Origin of the sequence: Kaistia terrae (assembly GCF_026344005.1) — a bacterium.
GTDB classification, from domain to species: Bacteria; Pseudomonadota; Alphaproteobacteria; order Rhizobiales; family Kaistiaceae; genus Kaistia; species Kaistia terrae.
On sequence record NZ_JAPKNH010000004.1, the window covers coordinates 254,867 to 276,215 of the forward strand.

Genomic DNA, 21,349 nt, shown 5'->3' on the forward strand with positions numbered 1-21,349 from the left:
CGCCTCAATGAGAATGGCGGGGAATGCCCGCTTCGCGTTTGCCAAGCAGGAAGTCGAAATCGCAGCCTTCGTCGGCCTGCAGCACATGGTCGACGAAGAGCTTCTGGTAGCCGTTGATGCCCTCATGCGTCGGCGGCACCCAATCGGCGCGGCGGGCCTCCAGTTCGGCGTCGGAGACGTCGAGATGCAGGCGCCGTCCGGCAACATCCAGCTCGATCATGTCGCCGTCGCGAACCAGCGCCAGCGGGCCGCCGGCGGCGGCTTCCGGCGCCGTGTGCAGCACGACGGTGCCATAGGCCGTGCCGCTCATGCGGGCGTCGGAAATGCGCACCATGTCGGTGACGCCCTGCTGCAGCAGCTTGGCGGGAAGCGGCATGTTGCCGACCTCCGCCATGCCGGGATAACCCTTCGGGCCGCAGTTCTTCAGCACCATGATGCAACTGGCGTCGATGTCGAGATCGGGGTCGTCGATGCGCTTGTAGTAGTGCTCGATGGTCTCGAAGACGACGGCGCGGCCGCGATGCTGCATCAGCGCCTCGGTCGCCGCTGACGGCTTGATGACGGCGCCGCCAGGCGCGAGATTGCCGCGCAGCACGGCGATGCCGCCCTGCGGCGTCAGCGGCTCCTCGAAGGAGCGGATGACCTCGCCATTATAGTTGGGCGCATCGGCGACGATCTCGCCGATGGTCGGACCGGCGACGCTCGGCGCATTGCCATGCAGCAGGCCGTGCTCGTCGAGCACGCGCATGACGGCGCGCAGGCCGCCGGCATAATAGAAGTCTTCCATCAGGTAGCGGCCGGACGGCATCAGATCGACGATGGTCGGCACGTCGCGGCCGAACTTGTCCCAGTCGTCGAGCGACAGGTCGAGGCCGAGGCGGCGGGCGACGGCGATCAGATGGATGACCGCATTGGTCGAGCCGCCGATGGCGCCATTGACGCGGATGGCATTTTCGAAGGCCTCGCGGACGAGGATCTTCGACATCTTCACGTCCTCGCGCACCAGTTGGACGATGCGGCGGCCGGATTCCTGCGCCAGGATGGCGCGGCGGGAATCGACGGCGGGGATCGCGGCGTTGTCGGGCATGCCGATGCCGAGCGCCTCGACCATCGACGCCATCGTCGAAGCCGTGCCCATCGTCATGCAACTGCCGGCCGAACGACTCTGGCCCTGTTCGGCGGCGAGGAAATCGTCGACCGACATGCGGCCGGCCTTTACGTCCTCGTAGAACTTCCAGACATGCGTGCCGGAGCCAATCGCCTTGCCGCGGAAATTGCCGTTCAGCATCGGGCCGCCGGAGACGGCGATGGTCGGCAGATCACAGCTTGCAGCGCCCATCAGCAGGGCCGGCGTGGTCTTGTCGCAACCGACCAGCAGGATGACGCCATCGATCGGGTTGGAGCGGATCGATTCCTCGACATCCATCGAGGCGAGGTTGCGGAACAGCATCGCCGTCGGGCGCATGTTGCTCTCGCCGAGCGACATCACCGGGAATTCGAGAGGGAAGCCGCCGGCCTCATAGACGCCGCGCTTCACATGCTCGGCGATGGTGCGGAGATGCGCATTGCAGGGCGTCAGTTCCGACCAGGTGTTGCAGATGCCGATCACCGGGCGGCCGTCGAAGACGTCAGGCGGATGGCCTTCATTCTTCATCCAGCTGCGATGCATGAAGGCGTTTTTGCCGGCTCCGCCGAACCAGGAGGTGGAGCGATATTTACGCGGCTCATCGGCCATGGATGCCCTCGGAAATGTTTCTTATTGAAGAACACTATTTTGTATTACAGGATTCTATTCCTTTCCTGATCCGAGTCAACCAGGATGCGGTGGCTTTTGGGGGAGTGAAATCGGCGGCACACGCTGTCTTCGCGACCCGGTCCGAGCCGCCCGAAAGGCAAAATCCATGAGCGCCGCGCCTTTGCGAGGAATCCTGGAGGGGGAGCTGAAACGGTTTTTGTCACGACACAAAGTTTTGTATTGAAGAAGATTGTTTCTTATTGCGACTCGATTGCCGCCGAAATTGCTGCTTAGCTGGGCGTCGATCCAAATGAAGGGCGGCCGACGATGACGGATGAGCGATACAGGGTGCAGAGCCTCGGGCGTGCGCTCGACCTGCTGGAGCGGATTGCCGACAGCGGGCCGGCGGGCGCCAGGCTGACGGATCTGGCCCGCGATATCGGCCTGTCGAAGCCGGCGGCTTACGCGATCCTGGCGACGCTGCGGGCGAGGGGCGTCGTGACCGATAGCGGCGAAGGCATGACACGGCGCTACCGCCTTGGCCTGTCGCTGCTGCGACTTGGCGATCTTGCCGTCGCCAATACCGGGCTTGCCGAAGTGGCGCTGCCGGTACTGCGCGACCTGACGCAGGAGATCGGCATGACCTCGCGCGTCGCCATGATGGATGATGGCTTCGCGGTGGTGATCGGCCGCGTCGATGCGCCGGGCGCGATCCGCTTCGATGCGGCGCTCGGCCGGCGCGAACAGCCGCATTGCTCCGGCGTCGGCAAGGTGTTGCTCGCCGCCATGCCGCGCCCGAGCGCGTTGCAACTGCTGGAGCGCGTCGGCTATCCGGCGCGGACGCCAAAATCTTTGACCTCGATCGCGGCCCTCAGCGATGATCTCGACCGGATCGCGGCGCGTCACTACGCGATCGACGACGAGGAAGACCATGAGGGCATCATCTGCGTCGCGGCGGCGGTGTTCGGCCGTGGCGGCCAGACGCTCGGCGCCATCAGCGTCACGACGCTGAAGCAATTGCTGCCGCTGGAGGCGGTGGGCTCCATCGCCGAGCCACTGGTGCGCCATGCCGATCTGATTTCGCGCGCGCTCGGTGGTCCTTCGGCGCTCGAAGCCTGGACCCTGCGACCGCAGACGGACGTTTGACCGTGACCCGGGTCGATACCACCGGTCTGGAGACGGAGCGCTTTCGCCTGACCCTGCTGCCGGAACTGGGCGGCCGCATCGCCGCCTGCCAGTGGCGTCATCCCGACGGACGCTGGCTCGACCTGATCCGGCCGATGTCGCTGCCCTATGACGGCGACGAGGAGGCCGGTTGCTTTCCGCTGACGCCTTTCTCCAACCGCCTGCGCGACGGGCGTTTCAACTTCGCCGGCCGCGAGATCCAGATGCCGCGCAACACGCCGGGGCCGCATGTCGAGCATGGCCATGGCTGGCAGCGGCCGTGGACCGTCGCCGCGCGCGGGCCGGGCCAGATCGTCCTGCGCTATGAGCATGCCGGCGACGCCTGGCCGTTTCCCTATGCCATCGAGCAGGCGATCGAATTGTTGCCGGATCGGCTGCGCGTCACGCTGACGGCGCATAATCGAGGCGTGGAGCCGATGCCCTACGGCTTCGGGCTGCATCCGTTTTTCCCGGCGACGCCGGAAACCACGCTCGAAGCTCGGGTCGAATCGGTCTGGCATGTCGATGACGAGGTGATGCCGACGCGTCTCGGTCTGGCCTCCGAGCTTTGGGGCAGCGCGCCGCGTCTGGTCGTCAGCGAGGCATCGCTGGACACTGCCTTTGCCGGCTGGGACGGCGCGGCGACCCTTCGCTGGCCGGAACTTGGCGCGGGATTGAGCATGGCGGCCGATGCGCCGCTGCGTCATCTCGTGGTCTACACGCCACCCGGCGCTTCCCATTTTTGCGCAGAGCCGGTCAGCCATTCCACCGATGCGTTCAATCTCGCAGAGACCCGGAACGACACGGGAATGGTGGTTCTTGCCCCCGGCGAAACGCTGACAACGGCGATATCGCTGTCCCCGTTCGCCTTGCCGTGACGGCTGCCTTCGGCCGAAGGCCGCCGGCGAGCCGAATGCTTACCTTCAAAGCGCTTTGACTGATTTTCGGGCAGGCCGTGGCGAAGTGATCTTGCGCAACAACGCCCGTCTCAAGGACAGCCAAGTTGTAAGACGGTCGTTGACATTCCGCTTCAGCAAACATAGCATTTAATTACAGAACACTATTTCGTAATGCAAAACATTAAACATGGATCTGGCAGTGTTTCCTACGGAGGCACTGCGGGAGCGGCTCTTCTGTAGAGCAGCCCATGCATCTGCTCCCAGGGAAGGCGTCCCGTGTTCACGACATTCATCGACTTGTTTAATTTCGAGGGCTTCTGGGATTATTTCCCGGATTTGATGCGCGGCGCCGCCATCAGCCTTCAGCTTACTTTCTGCGTCATGCTCATCGCCTTGCCGCTCGGGCTTTTGCTGGCGTTGGCCAAGATCGGTCGATCGCGAATTCTGCGCATCGCCGCGTCATTCTACATCGAGGTCGTGCGCGGCACGCCCTGCCTGCTGCAGCTGTTCTACATCTACTTCGTGCTGCCGGCCTTCGGCATCCGTTTCGATCCCTTCATGGCCGGCGTCATCGGCCTGTCGATCAACTATTCGGCCTATCTCGCCGAGGTCTATCGCGCCGGCATCGTCGCCATTCCGCATGGCCAGGTCGAGGCTGCCAAGGCGCTCGGTATGTCGCGCCGCAAGATGCTGCGCCTGATCATCCTGCCGCAGGCGATCCGCGTCGTCGTCCCGCCGCTCGGCAACTATTGCATCTCGCTTTTCAAGGATACGTCGCTGGTATCAATCGTAACGGTGCGTGAGCTTATTTTCACCGGACAGATCATCTCGTCGACGAATTTCCAGTATTTCACCGTCTTCACGATCATCGGCGCGATCTACCTGTTCTTCTCCTATCCGGCGGCCTTGCTTGTCCGCTACCTGGAAAAGCGCATGGCGATCGGCGCGCGGCGCCCTGTCGTCGTGGCGTCCGACATTGCCCCGGTTGCCACCGTCGAAGGGACCGCCAAGTCATGATCCGCCTCGAGAGCATCAACAAGAGCTTCGGCGCCCACCACGTCCTGAAGGACGTCTCGCTGACGGTCGACAAGGCGGAAGTCGTCTGCGTCATCGGCCCATCGGGTTCGGGCAAGTCAACGATGCTTCGCTGCATCAACAACATGGAAGATATCGGCAGCGGCACGATCTCGATCGATGGCCAGCCGGTCTACCGCTACGAGCGGGACGGCAAGCTCATTGTCGACAGCGAGAAGCAGATCGAAGCGATCCGCGCCAAGGTCGGCATGGTGTTCCAGTCCTTCAACCTGTTCCCGCATCTGACGGTGACGGAGAACATCACCGTCGCGCCGATCCACGTGCTCGGACGGTCGCGCGGCGAGGCGACGGACATCGCGCTGGGCCTCCTGGAAAAGGTCGGCCTCGCCATGAAGGCGCAGGCTTATCCGCACGAGCTTTCCGGCGGCCAACAGCAGCGCGTCGCCATTGCCCGTGCGCTCGCCATGCGGCCGAAGGCGATCCTGTTCGACGAGGTCACCTCGGCACTCGATCCTGAACTTGTCGGCGAGGTGCTCCGCGTCATGCGGGCCTTGGCCGACGAAGGCATGACCATGGTGGTCGTCACCCACGAGATGGGTTTTGCCCGCGACGTCTCCGACCGCGTGGTCTTCATGGCCGACGGCAAGATCGTCGAAAGCGGCAAGCCGCACGAGCTTTTCTCCGCGCCGCAGCAGGAGCGGACCCGGGACTTTCTGCGATCTGTCCTCGAGCGCAACAGGGAAATGGGCGCCGCGGCCAGTCGATAGAGCGTTTGCCTTCAACAAAAACAACGAGGGGACTATCCAGTGAAACTGACCAGTTTTGTTCTTGCTTCGGTCGTGGCCGGCGTCATGTCGGCATCCGCCGCCTGGGCCGGCGACATCGGCGTCGGCAACGCCACCTATGATGGCGGCGACGGCTCCTACAAGCGCGCCATCGCCGACGGCATCACCCTGCTGATCGCCGCCGATCCGCCGAACACGTTCCAGGACGAGAAGACCAAGGAATATGACGGCACCGACGTCCGCATCTTCCGCGAGATCACCAAGCGCCTCGGCATCGAGAAGGTGACCTGGTCGCTGATCCCGTTCGACGCGATGGTGCCGACCCTGCTTTCGAACCGCGGCGACGTCATCGTCGACAATCTGCATGAGAACGAAAAGCGCCTGAAGGTTCTGGCCTTCACCGGCCCGTCCTACTGGTACGGCTCGGGCGTCACCGTCGCAAAGGGCAACCCGCTCAACATCCACAGCTGGGATGATTTCGCCGGCAAGACCGTCGGCACGCTGCGCGGCTCTGTCAATCACGGCCTGCTCGAGAAGCGGACCGACCTCAAGGAACTCAAGCTCTACACGAGCAACGAGGCCGAGTTCTCCGACATCATCGCCGGCCGTCTCGACGTCGGTATGGAAGACGACATCAAGGTGGGCCAGTTCCTGAAGAAGCATCCGGATGCCGCCATGGAGCTGGTTTCCGACTACAAGCCGCTTCCGGAAGAATACGGCTACGCCCGCTACGCGCTTCGCAAGGAAGACGTCGATCTGAACAGCGCCATCTCGCGCGCTCTGGCCGAAATCCGCGCCGATGGCACCATGTCCGCCATCATCAAGGAATTCGGCTACACCGACCGCAATCTCTGGTTCTTCCCGGTCGACAAGTAACCGCTTCCTCGCCCGGTCTCTGGATCGGGCGACATTCTGCGTCACACTCTGGCAGGCCGGCTCATGCCGGCCTGTTTTTGTTGGGATCCCCGCATAGCATTTGCTTCCGGCGCCAAGTCGCGCAAGGGTAGCGCGTGCGTCGATCGGCCGTCGCGCCGCGTCCCGAGCGACCCCGTCGCCGCGATCGCGGATATCCCCCGGCCGGGCCCCAGACGAACGAATTCGGGAGCACGCGCGGAAAGCCGCGCGACACGGCCGTCTGGCCGCGTGAAAAGAAAGAACATGACATGAAGAAGCGGCAGCTTGGGCGCACCGGCGCACAGATCTCGGAAATCGGCTTCGGCGCCTGGCAGATCGGCGGTTCCTGGGGCGACGTCAGCGAGGAAGACGGCAAGAAGGCCCTGAACGCCGCCCTCGATGCCGGCGTGACCTTCATCGACACCGCCGACGTCTATGGCGACGGCCGCTCGGAAAAGATCATCGCCGAAGTGCTGAAGGCGCGCGGTGGTGACCGTCCCTTCGTCGCCAGCAAGGCAGGCCGGCGGCTGAGCCCGCATGTGGCGGACGGCTATACCGGCGCCAATATCGAGGCCTTCATCGACCGCAGCCTGAAAAACCTGCAGATCGAGACGCTGGACCTCGTGCAACTGCATTGCCCGCCGACCGACGTCTATTATCGCCCCGATTTCTTCGGCGAGCTCGACGGCCTCGTCGCCAAGGGCAAGATCCGCAATTACGGCGTTTCGGTCGAGCGGGTCGAAGAGGCGCTGAAGGCGATCGAGTATCCGAACGTCGCCACCGTCCAGATCATCTACAACATCTTCCGCCAGCGCCCGCATGACCTCTTCTTCGCCGAGGCGAGCAAGAAGAATGTCGGCGTCATCGTTCGCGTGCCGCTGGCATCCGGCCTGCTCTCGGGCAAGATCACCCGCGACACCGCTTTCCGGGCCGACGACCACCGCAACTTCAACCGCCATGGCGAGCAGTTCGATGTCGGCGAGACCTTTGCCGGCGTGCCGTTCGACGTCGCGTTGCAGGCCGTCGACGAACTGCGTCCGCTGCTGCCGGCCGATGTCGCGATGTCGACCTTCGCGCTGCGCTGGATCCTGCTGCAGCCGGCCGTCTCGGTGGTGATCCCGGGCGCCCGCAACGAGACGCAGGCGCAGTCCAACGCCGCCGCGAGCAACCTCGCCGGCATCTCGCCGGAAAACCGCGCGCGGATCGTAGAAATCTACGACCGGCTGGTCAAGCCGCACGTCCACCATCGCTGGTAGGCCTTTGGCCGGCATTGCCGGGCCATCACCCTGACAAAGAAGCCCGGCCTGTCCACGACAGGTCGGGTTTTTTTGTTTGTCAGACTCAGAACCGGATGTCGTCGGCGCGCCAGATCGAGCGGATCACCGGGTGGCCGTCGACGAGGCGGACACGCAGCAAATCGGCCCGCCGACCCGGCTCGATCCGGCCGCGATCGGTAAGGCCGAGCATGTCGGCCGGGGTCGCACTCACGGTGGCGAGCGCCTGCGGCAGCGACATGCCGTTGCCGGCGAGCACGAAGGCTGCCTCAAGCAGGCTGGTCGGCACGTAGTCGGAAGAGAGCGCGTCGAGCAGGCCGTGGACCGCCAGTTCGGCGGCGCTGACATTGCCGGAATGCGAACGGCCGAGCACGACGTTCGGTCCGCCCATGACGATCTTCATGTCTCTGGCGCGTGCCTGTTGGGCCGCTGTCAGCGTCGTCGGGAATTCCGAGATTGCGACGCCCTCCTGCCGGGCACGATCGACCTCGTCCGGCGTGGTGTCGTCATGGCTGGCGAGCGGGATGCCACGCGCGGCGGCCTGTCGGCGGATCTCGGCGCGCTGCGGCGTCGAATAGGTTTCGCGGTCGGCGCGGCGCTGGGCGATGTAGGCGTCGAACTCGGCATCGGTCCAAACGCGGCCATTCTTCTTGCGGCGGAAGGCGCGATAGATCGCGAGATCGCTCCACTGGCCTTGGCCGGGCGTGTGATCCATCAGGCTGACCAGACCGAGGCGCGGATGGTCGGCATAACGTCCGAAGATGTCGAGCGCGCCGGCGTCGGATACCTCGCAGCGGAAATGCAGGAAATGGTCGGCCTTGAGCAGGCCATGCGCCCGCGCTGCGTCGAGGTTCTCTATGCTCTTGCCGATCATCGCGCGGCGCTCGCCGCCGCTGTCGTAATCGCCGAGCGAAATGGCGTCGTAGACGGTGGTGATGCCGGCGCCGAACATGTCGCGGTCATGGGCCAGCACGGCGCCGATCGCCGAAGGCCACGCGACGGCCGGGCGCGGCGCGAAGTGACGTTCCAGATTGTCGGTGTGGACGTCGATCAGGCCGGGAAGCAGGAAGTCACCGTCACCATCGATGGCGCCCGATACCGAACTGGCCTCGCTGTCGATTTCCTGGATGCGGCCGTCTTCAAGAACGACGCTGCCCCGGATGATCTCGGTCGGAAGGACGATCTGGAAATTGTTCAGGACGGTTTGCATGGCGATCCGGGATGCGGGTAGGGCGGAGGGATGGCCCAGAGACGAGCCTGCGGCCGCACCTAAGCCTGTTTTGTTGCGGTTTCGTGACGGACTTTCGGATGCGCGCAAGACGGCATGGCAAAGCCGGCCGCGACGGGTTCGCCACGGCCGGCTTTTGTTGAAACTGCTGGCTCAGCCCTTGATCGGGTTGAGCTTGCGCCAGGCCAGATATTCGTCCTGCGCGTCGGCGTGCAGCGGGTAGTAACGCTGCAGCGCGCCGCCTTCGAGCAGCTTGATCTTGGAGAATTCCTCCCATTCGTGATGCTCGGACGCCGTGGCGATCACTTCCTCCGCCAGCGCCGCCGGCAGCACCACCGCGCCGTCATCATCGGCGACGATGATGTCGCCGGGGATCACCGTCACGCCGCCGCAGGCGATCGGGATGTTGTAGTCCATCGGCATCAGCCCGGTCTGGGTGTGGAAGTTGGGCGTAAGGCCGCGGATCCACATCGGCATGTCGAGTTCGATCTGGCCGGGATAATCGCGGATGCAGCCGTCGATGACGAGGCCGGCACCGCCACGGCCCTTGAAATAGGTCATCATCATCTCGCCGAACACACCGGCGGTCATGTCGCCGCGCGAGTCGACCACCACCACGTCGCCCGGCTGGGTCTTGTAGAGCACGTGCCGGTGCAGCTGCTTTTCCGGGTCGGCATATTCGCCGTCGCCATAGAGATCCTCGCGCTTCGGCATGAATTGCAGCGTCAGCGCCGGGCCGACCATGACGCGGCCCTTGTGCCAACTGACAGGCCCGGTCATGTGCGGGTTGCGGATGCCCATATGGCCGAGCGTGCCGGCGACGGTCGCCGCGCCGATCTTCTTCAGCGCTTCGATCTGCGCCTTGGGCGGCCGCTTGATGTCCTTGATGTCCGCATTCGTCGTCATGGTCGTCTCCCCTGGCGGATTTCTGCCGCCGTCATCGCGTGATCAGGCGATGGCGCCCCGCTACCGGTGGCGCCCTTTGTGGAACCGGTTCGAGAGGCTCAGGCGTAGGGTGTCTCGCCGAAATAGCTGGAGCCCTTCTTGAGATGCGCCTTGGCGACGTCCTCGTTCAGCGTCAGGCCGTGGCCCGGCTTGTTGTTGAGCGGGATGAAGCCGTCGACGAGCGGGCTGCCGCCTTCGACCAGGTCGCCCCACCAGTCGACGTCATGGGCGTGGTATTCCATCACGAGGAAGTTGTTGATCGCCGCGCAGACATGGCCGCAGGCAACCGTGCCGATCGGGCTGGCGACGTTATGCGGCGCCATGGCGATGTAATACATGTCGGCATGGTCGGCGACCTTCTTGAACTCGAGCAATCCGCCCATCTTCGGGATATCGGGCGAGATGATGCGCGCCGCCTGCTTCTCGATCAGGTCTCGATAGCCCCATTTGGTGTAGAGGCTCTCGCCGGTCAGGATCGGCGTCTTGGTCGAGCGGGTGACCTGCACCAGCGCGTCGATGTTGTGCGGCGGCGTCGGGTCTTCCAGCCAGATCAGGTCGAGCGGCTCCAGCGCCTGCGCCAGCTTGATCGCGTCGTTGACGCCGAACTTCCAGTGCGCGTCCATCGCCACCATGATTTCGGGGCCGACCGCTTCGCGCACGGCGGTGGCGACACTGACCATCCAGGTCAGTTCCTGCGAGCCGATGACGCGGTTGTAGGGCTCGACCCACTGCCGGCTCGGATAATCATCGTCGGTGACGTCGAGCGTGTAGGGGTTCTCGTTGTCGAGGTCGAACTTGATCGCCGTGAAGCCATCGGCGACGACTTCCTTGGCGCGGCGGGCATATTCGGCCGGATCGGGCGTGTCGCCCTCGTGGCAATCGGCATAGATGCGGATCTTCTCGCGGAAGCGGCCGCCGAAGAAGGTCGAGATCGGCAGTTCATGAGCGCGCCCCATCAGGTCCCAGAGCGCGATCTCGATGCCCGACATGGCGGTAACGGTCGCGCCGCCTTGCGCACCTTCGCCGGAAAGCACGCGGTCGATGATGAACATCAGCTTGGCGATGTTGGTCGGGTCCTGGCCGATGATGTAGGGCGCGGCGCGATGCACCAGTTCGGCGACGCCGGCGCCCCAATAGGCCTCGCCAAGCCCGGTGACGCCCTTGTCGGTTTCAATTCGGACCAGCACCCAGGGAAAATTACCGTCAATGACGGCGGTGCGCACGCTCGTGATTTTCATTCCGGAAGCTTTCTGGCGGTGGACGGAAAAGGGTTTCAGGCGGCGGCCAGCGCCATTTCGGTGGCGCCGTCGAACAAGTGAATTTTGTCCTGGTCGAATTCGATCCAGACCTTCTGGTCCGGCTCGACGATGACGCTGGGGTCGAGACTGACGATGACAACCGAAGCGCCGAGGAAGACCTGGACGAAGGTAATGTCGCCGGTTGGCTCGACCGTATAGATGACGCCCGGCACGGTGCCCGGCGTCTGCGTCGTGTGCAGTTTCACCGTCGAGTGGCGGGCGCCGAGCACCACCTTGGCTGTCGTCGATGTCAGCGCTTTTCTCGCATTGGCGGCCGAGAGCGGCAGTTGCCAGCCTTCGGGGCTTCTCAGCGCGACGTCCGTGCCGTGGGTGACGACTTCAAGGGGCACCAGACTCATTGCCGGACTGCCGACGAAGCTCGCGACGAACATGTTCACCGGATTGTCGAAGACGTTCTTGGGCGAGTCGTATTGCTGCAGGAAGCCGCCATTCATCACCGCCATCTTGTCGGCCATGGTGACGGCCTCAAGCTGGTCGTGCGTGACGTAGACGACGGTCGCCTGCAGGTCCTGGTGGAAGCGCTTCAGCTCGGTTCGCATCTGCACGCGCAGCTTGGCGTCGAGGTTGGAGAGCGGCTCGTCCATCAGGAACACGCGAGGATCACGCACGAGGGCGCGGCCGAGCGCCACGCGTTGTTGCTGGCCGCCGGAAAGCTCGCGCGGCTTGCGCTCAAGCAGATGGGTGATGTCGAGCACCTTGGCGGCCGACAGCACCTTTGCCTCGATGTCGGACTTGGACAGCTTTCGCATCTGCAGCGGGAAGGCGAGGTTCTTGAATACTGTCTTGTTCGGATAGAGCGCGTAATTCTGGAACACCATGGCGATGTCCCGGTCCTTCGGGTCGAGGTCGTTGACCAGCCGGTCGCCGATATGGATATCGCCGCCGGACATCTCGATCAGTCCGGCAATCAGGTTCAGCGTCGTAGTCTTGCCGCAGCCGGAAGGGCCGACAAGCGCCACGAATTCTCCGTCGGCGACGGTCAGAGAGACATGGTTGACCGCGTAGACATTGCCGTATGTCTTGACGACTTGGTTGAGAACGACTTCAGCCATCGGAAATTCCTCTTGGTGTCTCAAAGGCCTGCGCCATGGGAAGACGCGATCAGGACTTGACCGCGCCTTCGGTGAGCGCTCGGACGAAATACTTTTGCAGCACCAGGAACAGCACGACGACGGGCACGCTCATGATGAAAGACGCGGCCATCAGGCCGGGCCAGTTGGTGGCGTATTCGGCAAAGAAGCGCTGCAGGCCGACGGGCAGGGTCAGCTTGTCCTTCGAGTTCATGAAGGTCAGCGCATAGACGTATTCGTTCCACGCCATGATGAAAGCGTAGATCCCGGTGGCGATGATGCCGGGCGAGGACAACGGCATGACGATGTAGAAGAACGCCTGGAAGCGCGTCGCGCCGTCGATGCGGGCCGCCTGCTCCAGCTGCACGGGAATGTTGTCGTAGAATCCCTTGAGCAGCCAGATCGACAACGGCAGGCCGAAGGTCAGGTAGGTCAGGATCAGCGAACCGTGCGTGTTCACCAGCCCAAGCCATTTCATCAGCAGAAACAGCGGCATAAGGAAGACGACCGCTGGGAACATGTTGCGCAGCAAAACCGAGAAGAACAGGAATTGCCGGCCCGGAAAGCGGAAGCGCGAGAAGGCATAGGCGGCCGGAACGGCGACGGCGACGCCGAGGATGGTCGACAGGATCGAGACGTAAAAACTGTTCCAGAAATACTGCAGGAACTCCTGGCCCACTTCATTGTTGGGTGAGAGAAGCTGGATATAGTTCTGGAACGTAACTTCTTCGGGCCACCATTGCGGCGGATATTGCAGCGCCGCCAGCTGCGACTTCAGCGAGGTGATGATCATCCACGCCATCGGCAGCGCGGTGAACAGCAGCAGGAAGGCGAGGATGCCCCGGCCGGCCCAGCGCCACCCGCCTATGCGCTTCTTCGAACGCTTGCGCGGAATGGCGGGCCCGAAACGAGGGGGAGGGGTTGCGGTTTGCGTGCTCATCCGACTTTCGCCTCATCGCCGCGGGTCAGGGCCTTCACGTAGAAATAGCCAAGCAACATCATCACGATGAACAGGATGACCGAATAGGCGGATGCCATGCCGAAGCGGATTCGGCCGAAGGCCATCTGGTAGATCTGCGTGATCCAGATGTCGGTAGCGCCGGCCGGGCCGCCGCCCGTCATGATCCAGGGGATGATGAAGGAGTTCAGATTGGTGACGACGAGCAGCAGGATCGTCACCATCGAGACGCCCTTCAGATGGGGCATGGTGATGTGCCAGAAACGCTGCCAGGCGTTGGCGCCATCGACCTGGGCGGCGCGCAGCAACTGGTCAGGCACCGTCTGCAGGCCGGCCAGCAGCATGATCATCGCGAAGGAGAATTCCTTCCAGATATTGACGACGATGATTGCCGGCAGCGCCGTATAGATGTTGTCGAGGAAGTTGATCGGCCGGTCAGTGAAGCCGAACTGCACCGAGAGCGCGCCGATCACACCGAAATCGGAATGATAAAGCCACTTCCAGACATAGGAGGCGGCAACAGCGCTGATCACATAGGGGATCAGCAGCAGCGCCCGCAGTATGCCGCGCCCCAGAAATTCGCGATTGAGCGCCAGCGCAGCGCCGAGGCCGAGCACGAAGGCGAAGAAGGTCGAGAATACGGTCCAGATCAGCGTGTTGTAGGTGACGTCCCAGAAGCTTCTCGATGTCAGGATCGCCCAGTAATTATCCAGACCGACGAATATCTTCTTGTCCATCGAAAGATTGGCGGGAGTTTTGAAGAAGCTCAGTTCGATCGTGTAGTAGATCGGGAAGGCGATCACCAACAGCATCACAAGGAGGGCTGGCGCGATATAGGTGTAGTCGTTCCAGTGGCGGACGATGCGCTGGAAGACGTTGGGTTTGCGGCGCAGGCGCGGTGCGGGCATAGCTCCGCCTTGATGAGCGACGTCGATCGTCATCCGGTACCTCTCGGGGGATCTGGAGATCGACCGCCTGGCGGCGGTCGATCGTCGTATCGGGAGAAGGCTACATTCCGTCGAGCAGGTCCTGGACCTTCTTGGCCGCGTCATCGGCGGCCTGGTCGACGGTCATCTTGCCAGTCAGCGCGTTCTGCAGCATGTCCGGGACGATGATGTTCATCAGTTCCGCCTGTTCCGGAATGACCGGGAAGGGGATGCCGCTCGGCAGCATGCTTGTCGTCACGTCGAGGAACTTGATCGTGTCGAGGCGTTCCTTCATCCACTTGGTGGTGAAGCCGTCGAGATGGCCGGGGTTGGAGCCCACCCAGGCGAGCTTGGTCGACCATTCCGGACCGGTCGAGAAGCAGACGAAGGCCTTGGCTGCCTTTTCGTCGAGGCCGCCATCCACCAGTTCGGGTGCGAAGATGTGCACGTTCGAACCGCCGAACACCACGGCGCGCCGCGCCGGGCCGCTCGGAAGCAGGCCGTAGCGCATGTTGGCCACAACCGCGTCGGCCTTCTCCTTGTCGGCGCCGGTCGCCTTGCTGGCCAGATCGACCATTTTCGCATACTCGGCCGGGTGGGCGATCATCATCGCCAGCTGGCCGGCGATGAACGGGTTCTGGTTCTCGTTCTGGGTGTTGGTCAGAGCCGAGGCCGGCACCGATTTGTCGCGCACATACATGTCGTAAGCCGCCTGCAGCGCGGCCTTGGAACCGGCATTATTCAGCTCGACGGTCTTGTAGGCAGGCGTGTCGGAGGTCTCGTCGAGCACGCCGCCGCCATAGGACCAGAGCTGCGGCATGTAGCGGAACGGCGTATTGCCGGCGTTCTGGCGTGCGACAAGGCCATAGCCATTGACGCCGAGCTTGTCCTTGATCTGCTTCGAATACTTGACGACGTCATCCCATGTCGCCGGCGGCTTTTCCGGATCCAGACCCGCATCGGCGAATATCTTGGCGTTCCAGATGAAGGCCATGGTCTCGTTGTTGGTCGGGATGCCGTAAGTCTTGCCTTCATAGGTGACGGACTTCATGGCGCCCGGCCAGAAATCGCTGGTCTCGTAGCCGACGTCCTCCGGCTTCAGTTCCTGCAACTGGCCCTTGGCGGCGAACTCGACACCCCAGAGAATGGGGAATTTGGCGACCATCGGCGCGGCATTGCCGAGGGCGGCGGTGCGCACCTTGTTGAGCATGTCGTTGTAGTCGAGGTTCTGCGCGTCGGTCTCGATGTTCGGATAGGCCTCCTTCCAGGCGGCCCAGAACTCGGCGTTCATCTTGTGGTCGATTTCGGGCTGCGCCTGGGTCGGGCCAACCCACCAGTAGGTGAGGCGACCCTTGTAGTCGCGGGGCACGACCTTGGCGCAGTCGGCGGCCGTGTCGACTTCCGCCGTTCCGGCGATCGACTTGATGTATTCGGGCGACCATTTGGAAAGATCGACATTGGCGGCGAAGCTCGCCGTCGAGCCGGTGATCATCGTTGTCGCCAGGAGAGCCGCGACGGTGCGGGCAGCGACGGAGCGGTTCAGGAATTTTCGGCGATGCGGGCGCAAGCCCACCCCCCCACGGTCCAGCAGGCTGGTCATGGAATATCCTCCCTCTGACGTGTTCGGCGGCGGATCCTGGTTCGATCTCTTCCGGATACGGAGGGGACGCTAGCGTCGATGCTCGAGCCCTGTCAACATCATAAACCGCAACGCATTGCGGTTGAAGTTAGCTTGTTAGGTTCGCACTTGCAGCAATTACGGAGCGGCACTCGAGGCCGTCGCCGGCGCGACGGCGAGGGCGTCAGGAACGTGGCATTCTGCGGCCGATCTCGAGCGCGGCGCCGGCCAGCGCCCGATGCAGGCGCTCCCGAAAAGCCTGGTCCCTGTCGGCGAGGAAGGGGATGCTAAGGGCTGCGAGAAACCGCCCGCCCATGTCGAACACAGGGACGGCGATCGCGTGCACGCGGGCATTGTGCTCGCCGAGATCGACGGCAAAGCCGAGCTTCTTGACCTGCGCCAACTCGCGGGCGAGGTGCTTCGGATCGGTGACCGTGCGCGGCGTGTAGCGGATCAGCGGGACGCTCAGATGGCGGGCAAGGTCGTCGGCCGCCATGTGGGCCATGATCATCTTGCTGGCGGCGCCCGCGTGGAGCGGATAGCGCGAGGTGATCGACGGCGCGAAGCTGGATTTCGGGCCGGCGACCGTGGCGGCGATCACATTGGCCTGGTCACCATCGCGGACGGAAAGCTTGTTCGGTTCGCCCGTTTCATCGCAGAGCTTCTGCATGATCGGCGTGGCGATCTGGGCGAGGTCCGCTGCGCCGACATCGTTGGGCACGCGGGCGGCGAGGGACACAAGCCTCTGTCCCAGCACATAATTCCCAATGGCCGTGCGACGGACGATCCGGCGTGCGAGCAGCGAATTCAAGATGCGGTAGACGGTGCTTCGCGGGACGTCGAGTTCGTCGACGAGCGAGCGCGGCGCGAGTCCGTCCGGCGATCGTTCCAGCAGATCGAGCAGGTCGAAGGTGCGGTCAATGACCGGCACGCCGTTCTTGATCGCGGGCTGCGCCATGCCAACTTCCTCCCGACCCTATCGGTAGCATTAAAATGCAAATGGTCGAAGTTCAGATTTGGGACAGCGGCGACGACTGTTCAGGCGGCGGTGGAGAGGGACGATATCAGTTTCTGCCAAGGCGGATTGCCTACCGGACCGGTCGAAGCGCGGCGGACGATCTCGGCTGCCAGCGCCATGCGGACGGGCGCTTTCGAACGGTTTTCAGGCATGGCGAGGCGGTCGGCGATACAGCGCACCATTGCGGCGCCCATCTCGACCTGCGGGGTGCGGACCGTCGTCAGATGCGGAGAAATCTGCGTGGCGCAGGCGAAGTCGCTATAGCCGACGATCGACACATCGTCGGGGATCCGCAGGCCCATCTGCAGCAGTTCCGAGACGGCGCTGACGGCAATGCCGTCATGGCCGCAGAACAGCGCCGTGGGCGTTCCGCCTTGGCGCAGATAGGCGAGGAACGGGCGGCGGAAGCCTGTCGCCTCGTCATAGATCAGGTCTTCAACGACGGCGCCGGGGGTCTCCAGCATGCCATCCCGGAAGCCGCGGAACCGCTCATGCCGGCCGAGAGGCAGGCTGCTGCCATGGACATAGACGGCATGGCGATGACCCAATCCAGTCAGCATGCGCGCCACGGCGACGCCGCTTTCCCAGTCGGCTCCAACGACATGGTCGAACCGGACCAGCGGTTCGACATAGCTCGCACAGACGACCGGCACGCCGCTGCGCGAAGCGATGTCGGCGATATCGGCCGGCCGTGGCACCGCCAGAATCAGCCCGACCACCGAAGGATCGAGATGCGCCGTGGCGCTTAGATAGCGGGCCTGACGAGGAATGACGGAATAGCCCAGCCGCTCAGCCTCGGCCTCGGCGCCATGCATGATGTTGAGCCAGAGCTCGCTCGAAACCGGATCGATCTCGCTGCGCACGAAGAGGATCTGGCCCACCGCATGGGTCATCTCCGCATGGCCCTGATAACCCATGGCTCGGGCGGCCTGGATCACGCGGCTGCGCGTGGTCTCCGCGACCCCCGGCTTGCCTGAGAGCGCCCGGGAGACCGAGAACTTCGACAGGCCAAGCCGATCGGCCACGTCCTGGATGGTTACGCGCGATGACATTGCGGGCCCATTGATTGGTGTGAGGCGCCTTTGACTACGGCGGTCCAGGGTTGTCAATCCGGAAGCAATTTTTACAAAACATATTGCGCTCCTTGTTTGGTAATAGTAGCAACAAAAATAACAACTAACAAACACGCTGGTCGGGAGGACCCTGTGATGACGGCTTTGGACGAAGGCGCTGCCCAGACGATCGAGAACAATGTCCGGATGAGTTCGCATCCGAGCGCGTTGCGGATCACGGATATCCGCGTCGCGACGGTGGTCGGGGCCGGCTACTATCCGATCGTCCGGATCGATACGAACCAGGGCATCTATGGCCTCGGCGAGGTGCGCGACGGCGCCCATCCCGATACCGCCCTTCGGCTGAAGCATCTCCTCGTCGGCCAGAATCCCTGCAACGTCGAATATCTGTTCAAGTCGATCAAAACCTTTGGCGGCGACAGCCGCGAGGCCGGCGGCGTCTGCGGTATCGAGATCGCGCTAATGGATCTGGTCGGCAAGGCCTATGGCGTGCCCTGCTATCAGCTGCTTGGCGGCAAGTTCCGCGACCGCGTCCGCATCTATGGTGATACGCCGGCGCCGAAGACGGCGACGCCGGAAGGCTATGTCGAGATCGTCAAGCAGCGCGCGGCGCTAGGCCTGACCTTCATCAAGTTCGACCTGCCGGGACGGCTGTTCGAAGAGACGCCCGGCGCGTTGATCGGCACGAAGACCCAGTTTGAATATCCGCAATACAAGCAGTGGTACGTTCCGGGGCGCGGGCCGGGCGCGCGCATCAGCGAGCGCGGCATCGAACTGGCAGCCGAGATCACCGCCGCGGTGCGCGACGCTGTCGGCGACGAGATCTCGCTCTGCACCGACCATTTTGGCGAAGGATTTGTCACCGCCGACGAGGCGATCCGCATCGGTCACGCGCTGGAGCCTTACAATCTGGCCTGGGTCGAGGACCCGCTGCCCTGGACCGATATCGCCAACCACAAGAAGGTCGCCGACGCGCTGCTGACGCCGGTGGCGGCCGGCGAGGACCTTTATCTCTGGGAGGGTTTCCAGGAGGCGATCGAGACGCGCGCCTTCGACATCATCCATCCGGACATGCTGAGTTCGGGCGGCTTGACTGAAACCAAGAAGATTGCCGACCATGCCGAGCGCTACGGCATTCCGACGGCTCTGCACGCCTGCTGTACGCCGATCGGCTTCATGGCCAATGTCCATCTGGGCGCGGCGATCTCCAGCCTCGTCGCCGTCGAACACCACGGACTCGATCAGGACTATTGGCCCAATCTCGTGACCGGGCTGGCCGACGACTACATGTCCGGCGGCTATGTCACGGTTCCCGATGGGCCCGGCCTCGGCGTCGATCTCAACGAAGAGGTCATCCGCGAGCACCTGCGCGACGGCGCCACCTACTTTGGCGACACGTCGGAATGGAATCGCCTGCGCGTCGGCTTCGATCGCGTCCCGCACGACTGATCGCCTTCGATCGTCCTTGAACATCGTCGCCCGCAAGGGCACCGAAGGGGATAGCTATGAAGATCACCGACCTGCGTTGCGCCGTTATCGGCAAGCATCCGATCGTCCGCATCGTCACCGACGAGGGGCTGTACGGCCTCGGCGAGGTGGAGTTCACCAAGCCCTATTTGAAGCCGTTCATCCTGCATTTTCGCGAGGCGCTGATCGGCGAGGATCCGACCGACGTCGAGCGCGTCATGCTGCGCATCCGCCAGCGTGGTTCGTTCAAGCCCTATGGAGCGGCGGTCAGCGCCATCGAGCACGCGCTTTGGGATATCGCCGGCAAGGCCGCCAACGTCCCGGTCTACAAGCTGCTTGGCGGCAAGGTGCGCGACAAGGTTCGCGTCTATAACGGTTCGATCCGCCGCAAGCGCAGCGGCGACAATCCTGAAGACTACGCTGCCGACGTCAAATGGATGATGGAACGGCCCGAAAAGTTCTTCATGGTGAAGCAGGGCATCAGCTTCCATTCCAACATGAAACACAGCGTCGAAGGCTTTCACTACGGCGTTGCCCAGCCCAAGCACTATCACGGCGCGATGGACCAGGGCGTCATCAGCGAGCGTGGCTTCAACCACATGCTCGATTGTGTCGCCGCCATGAAGGAAGTACTGGGCGACAAGGTCAGTCTGGCGCTCGATTGCGGGCCGGGCTGGATGTTGCCGGACGCCATCCGCTTCGCCCAGGCGGTGGAGAAGTACAATCTGATGTGGCTCGAGGACATGCTCACCGGCGACTATGTGCCCTGGGTCAATCCGCAGGCCTATCGCGAGCTCACCACGTCGACGTCGACGCCGATCCACACCGGTGAGCAGATCTATCTGCGCCATAACTTCAAGGAGCTGATCGAGACGCAGGCCGTCCGCGTCATCGGGCCGGATCCCGCCGATGTCGGCGGCATCGCCGAGCTCAAATGGATCACCGAACACGCCTACATGCACTCGATCCTGATGGCGCCGCACGGCACCGCCAACGGCCTGCTCGGCCTCGGCGCGCTGATCAATGTCTGCGCCACTTTGCCGGCAAACTACATCGCCTTCGAATATCCGAGCGCGTCGGAGCCGTTCTGGGACGAGATCGTCATCGGCCTGCCCAAGCAGATCGTCAGGGACAGCATGGTGGATGTGCTGGAAGCGCCCGGCCTCGGCGTCGATATCGATGCCAAGGCTGGCAAGCAGTATCTGCGCGAAGAGGATGCGGGCTTCTTCGACTGAGCCAAGGGAGCGCCCCGCCGTCGTGCGGCCGGGTGCTTCATTCCTGCATGGTCCGGACCGTTCGCGGACGTTGCGGACTATCGCGGCACGATCGCCCTGATGTCGGCGAAAATGGCATCCCATTCGTCGGCCTCGAACTGGGCCAGGCCGAGGCCGCGCAGCAGGAACGCGCCCTCCGCTGCAAGGACAGCCGTCAGCGCTCGCCGCCCGGCCTCGGTCTTCGTGTCGAGCTTGCCGAACAATTCCTGATAGGAGCCCTGAATCTCGCGTCGATAGCCGGGCGACTGCACGAGAGTGGCGAGGAGGGCGCTGGCGCGGATCGCGGCCAATTGGTCCTCGCGATGGCTGGCGTTGATATGGGCCGAAGCATCCGAATGCGGGGCGCGTTCATGGGTCGCCAGATAGTCGTCGATCAGGCTCTCATAGGATCGTCCGGCCCGGTCCAGCATGGCCTTGATGAGGGCGTCCTTGGTGCCGAAGCTGTAGAGGACGCCGCCCTTGCTGACGCCGGCCTCCGAAGCGACGGCGTCGATGGTCAGGCTGATGACGCCGCCCCTGGCGATCACCCTGTCCGCCGCGTCCAGCAATTCCTCCCGATCGATGGTCGATCTTCTGCCCATGATTTTTCTCTTTTAATACCGTCTGGACGGATATAAATCCGAGTTCCCGCCGCCGGCAACCCCCTTGGCGCGGGAATGGAGATGAA

At 63.4% G+C, this 21,349-nt stretch carries 19 protein-coding genes; 8 read left to right on the forward strand and 11 right to left on the reverse strand.

The features are described 5' to 3' along the window. Positions 1-4 precede the first annotated feature (4 nt). Complete coding sequence (locus OSH12_RS13685; protein ID WP_266344125.1) at positions 5-1,735, reverse strand: IlvD/Edd family dehydratase; 1,731 nt, start codon at positions 1,733-1,735, stop codon at positions 5-7. A 327-nt stretch (positions 1,736-2,062) separates the two neighbouring features. Between OSH12_RS13685 and OSH12_RS13690 the strand changes: the two genes are divergently transcribed. The 6 genes from OSH12_RS13690 (at position 2,063) to OSH12_RS13715 (ending at position 7,768) form a co-directional block, all read left to right on the forward strand. Beyond that, positions 2,063-2,881 carry an IclR family transcriptional regulator gene (locus OSH12_RS13690; RefSeq protein ID WP_266344126.1) on the forward strand — a complete coding sequence of 273 codons (819 nt, stop codon included), beginning with the start codon at positions 2,063-2,065 and terminating at the stop codon, positions 2,879-2,881. 2 nt (positions 2,882-2,883) lie between these two features. Then, positions 2,884-3,777, forward strand: coding sequence for an aldose 1-epimerase (locus OSH12_RS13695; RefSeq protein WP_266344127.1), 894 nt, complete (start codon positions 2,884-2,886; stop codon positions 3,775-3,777). A 297-nt stretch (positions 3,778-4,074) separates the two neighbouring features. Continuing rightward, on the forward strand, positions 4,075-4,815 hold the full coding sequence (locus OSH12_RS13700; protein ID WP_266344128.1) for an amino acid ABC transporter permease: 741 nt from the start codon (positions 4,075-4,077) through the stop codon (positions 4,813-4,815). Continuing rightward, positions 4,812-5,600, forward strand: coding sequence for an amino acid ABC transporter ATP-binding protein (locus OSH12_RS13705; RefSeq protein WP_266344129.1), 789 nt, complete (start codon positions 4,812-4,814; stop codon positions 5,598-5,600). Before OSH12_RS13700 ends, OSH12_RS13705 begins: the two co-directional genes overlap by 4 nt. Before the next feature lie 39 nt (positions 5,601-5,639). Next, positions 5,640-6,494: a substrate-binding periplasmic protein gene (locus OSH12_RS13710; protein WP_266344130.1), complete on the forward strand. Its 855-nt coding sequence runs from the start codon at positions 5,640-5,642 to the stop codon at positions 6,492-6,494. Between the two features lie 287 nt (positions 6,495-6,781). Further along, positions 6,782-7,768 carry an aldo/keto reductase gene (locus OSH12_RS13715; RefSeq protein WP_266344131.1) on the forward strand — a complete coding sequence of 329 codons (987 nt, stop codon included), beginning with the start codon at positions 6,782-6,784 and terminating at the stop codon, positions 7,766-7,768. An 85-nt stretch (positions 7,769-7,853) separates the two neighbouring features. Here the strand turns inward: OSH12_RS13715 and OSH12_RS13720 are convergent, their stop codons facing one another. The 9 genes from OSH12_RS13720 to OSH12_RS13760 form a co-directional block, all read right to left on the reverse strand. After that, positions 7,854-9,002 carry an alpha-D-ribose 1-methylphosphonate 5-triphosphate diphosphatase gene (locus tag OSH12_RS13720; protein WP_266344402.1) on the reverse strand — a complete coding sequence of 383 codons (1,149 nt, stop codon included), beginning with the start codon at positions 9,000-9,002 and terminating at the stop codon, positions 7,854-7,856. 165 nt (positions 9,003-9,167) lie between these two features. Beyond that, positions 9,168-9,920, reverse strand: a complete 753-nt coding sequence (locus tag OSH12_RS13725) for a ribonuclease activity regulator RraA (RefSeq protein WP_266344132.1) — start codon at positions 9,918-9,920, stop codon at positions 9,168-9,170. A 98-nt stretch (positions 9,921-10,018) separates the two neighbouring features. Beyond that, complete coding sequence (locus OSH12_RS13730) at positions 10,019-11,197, reverse strand: mandelate racemase/muconate lactonizing enzyme family protein (RefSeq protein ID WP_266344133.1); 1,179 nt, start codon at positions 11,195-11,197, stop codon at positions 10,019-10,021. 35 nt (positions 11,198-11,232) lie between these two features. After that, positions 11,233-12,330: an ABC transporter ATP-binding protein gene (locus OSH12_RS13735; protein WP_266344134.1), complete on the reverse strand. Its 1,098-nt coding sequence runs from the start codon at positions 12,328-12,330 to the stop codon at positions 11,233-11,235. Between the two features lie 49 nt (positions 12,331-12,379). Continuing rightward, on the reverse strand, positions 12,380-13,288 hold the full coding sequence (locus OSH12_RS13740; protein ID WP_266344135.1) for a carbohydrate ABC transporter permease: 909 nt from the start codon (positions 13,286-13,288) through the stop codon (positions 12,380-12,382). Next, entirely contained in the window at positions 13,285-14,214 is a 930-nt protein-coding gene (locus OSH12_RS13745) for a carbohydrate ABC transporter permease (RefSeq protein ID WP_266344136.1), read from the reverse strand. Before OSH12_RS13745 ends, OSH12_RS13740 begins: the two co-directional genes overlap by 4 nt. Before the next feature lie 100 nt (positions 14,215-14,314). Continuing rightward, a complete protein-coding gene (locus OSH12_RS13750; RefSeq protein ID WP_266344403.1) occupies positions 14,315-15,724 on the reverse strand; it encodes an extracellular solute-binding protein in 1,410 nt (469 codons plus the stop codon). 310 nt (positions 15,725-16,034) lie between these two features. After that, the gene (locus OSH12_RS13755) at positions 16,035-16,808 is read right to left on the reverse strand and encodes an IclR family transcriptional regulator (RefSeq protein ID WP_266344137.1); all 774 of its coding nucleotides are present in this window, start codon (positions 16,806-16,808) and stop codon (positions 16,035-16,037) included. A gap of 80 nt (positions 16,809-16,888) precedes the next feature. Then, the gene (locus OSH12_RS13760; RefSeq protein ID WP_266344138.1) at positions 16,889-17,920 is read right to left on the reverse strand and encodes a LacI family DNA-binding transcriptional regulator; all 1,032 of its coding nucleotides are present in this window, start codon (positions 17,918-17,920) and stop codon (positions 16,889-16,891) included. A 156-nt stretch (positions 17,921-18,076) separates the two neighbouring features. On the opposite strand from OSH12_RS13760, the gene OSH12_RS13765 reads away from it, so the two are divergent. Continuing rightward, on the forward strand, positions 18,077-19,390 hold the full coding sequence (locus OSH12_RS13765) for a mandelate racemase/muconate lactonizing enzyme family protein (protein WP_266344139.1): 1,314 nt from the start codon (positions 18,077-18,079) through the stop codon (positions 19,388-19,390). A 56-nt stretch (positions 19,391-19,446) separates the two neighbouring features. Further along, on the forward strand, positions 19,447-20,643 hold the full coding sequence (locus OSH12_RS13770; protein WP_266344140.1) for a mandelate racemase/muconate lactonizing enzyme family protein: 1,197 nt from the start codon (positions 19,447-19,449) through the stop codon (positions 20,641-20,643). Positions 20,644-20,720: 77 nt separating this feature from the next. Here the strand turns inward: OSH12_RS13770 and OSH12_RS13775 are convergent, their stop codons facing one another. After that, positions 20,721-21,263: a TetR/AcrR family transcriptional regulator gene (locus OSH12_RS13775; RefSeq protein ID WP_266344141.1), complete on the reverse strand. Its 543-nt coding sequence runs from the start codon at positions 21,261-21,263 to the stop codon at positions 20,721-20,723. Positions 21,264-21,349: the final 86 nt, after the last annotated feature.

Coding starts and splice junctions, on each gene's coding strand:
- OSH12_RS13685 (WP_266344125.1), bottom strand. CDS start 1,735: ATGGCCGATGAGCCGCGTAAATATCGCTCCACCTCCTGGTTCGGCGGA.
- OSH12_RS13690 (WP_266344126.1), top strand. CDS start 2,063: ATGACGGATGAGCGATACAGGGTGCAGAGCCTCGGGCGTGCGCTCGAC.
- OSH12_RS13705 (WP_266344129.1), top strand. CDS start 4,812: ATGATCCGCCTCGAGAGCATCAACAAGAGCTTCGGCGCCCACCACGTC.
- OSH12_RS13715 (WP_266344131.1), top strand. CDS start 6,782: ATGAAGAAGCGGCAGCTTGGGCGCACCGGCGCACAGATCTCGGAAATC.
- OSH12_RS13725 (WP_266344132.1), bottom strand. CDS start 9,920: ATGACGACGAATGCGGACATCAAGGACATCAAGCGGCCGCCCAAGGCG.
- OSH12_RS13730 (WP_266344133.1), bottom strand. CDS start 11,197: ATGAAAATCACGAGCGTGCGCACCGCCGTCATTGACGGTAATTTTCCC.
- OSH12_RS13735 (WP_266344134.1), bottom strand. CDS start 12,330: ATGGCTGAAGTCGTTCTCAACCAAGTCGTCAAGACATACGGCAATGTC.
- OSH12_RS13740 (WP_266344135.1), bottom strand. CDS start 13,288: ATGAGCACGCAAACCGCAACCCCTCCCCCTCGTTTCGGGCCCGCCATT.
- OSH12_RS13745 (WP_266344136.1), bottom strand. CDS start 14,214: ATGCCCGCACCGCGCCTGCGCCGCAAACCCAACGTCTTCCAGCGCATC.
- OSH12_RS13750 (WP_266344403.1), bottom strand. CDS start 15,724: ATGATCACCGGCTCGACGGCGAGCTTCGCCGCCAATGTCGATCTTTCC.
- OSH12_RS13755 (WP_266344137.1), bottom strand. CDS start 16,808: ATGGCGCAGCCCGCGATCAAGAACGGCGTGCCGGTCATTGACCGCACC.
- OSH12_RS13760 (WP_266344138.1), bottom strand. CDS start 17,920: ATGTCATCGCGCGTAACCATCCAGGACGTGGCCGATCGGCTTGGCCTG.
- OSH12_RS13765 (WP_266344139.1), top strand. CDS start 18,077: ATGACGGCTTTGGACGAAGGCGCTGCCCAGACGATCGAGAACAATGTC.
- OSH12_RS13770 (WP_266344140.1), top strand. CDS start 19,447: ATGAAGATCACCGACCTGCGTTGCGCCGTTATCGGCAAGCATCCGATC.
- OSH12_RS13775 (WP_266344141.1), bottom strand. CDS start 21,263: ATGGGCAGAAGATCGACCATCGATCGGGAGGAATTGCTGGACGCGGCG.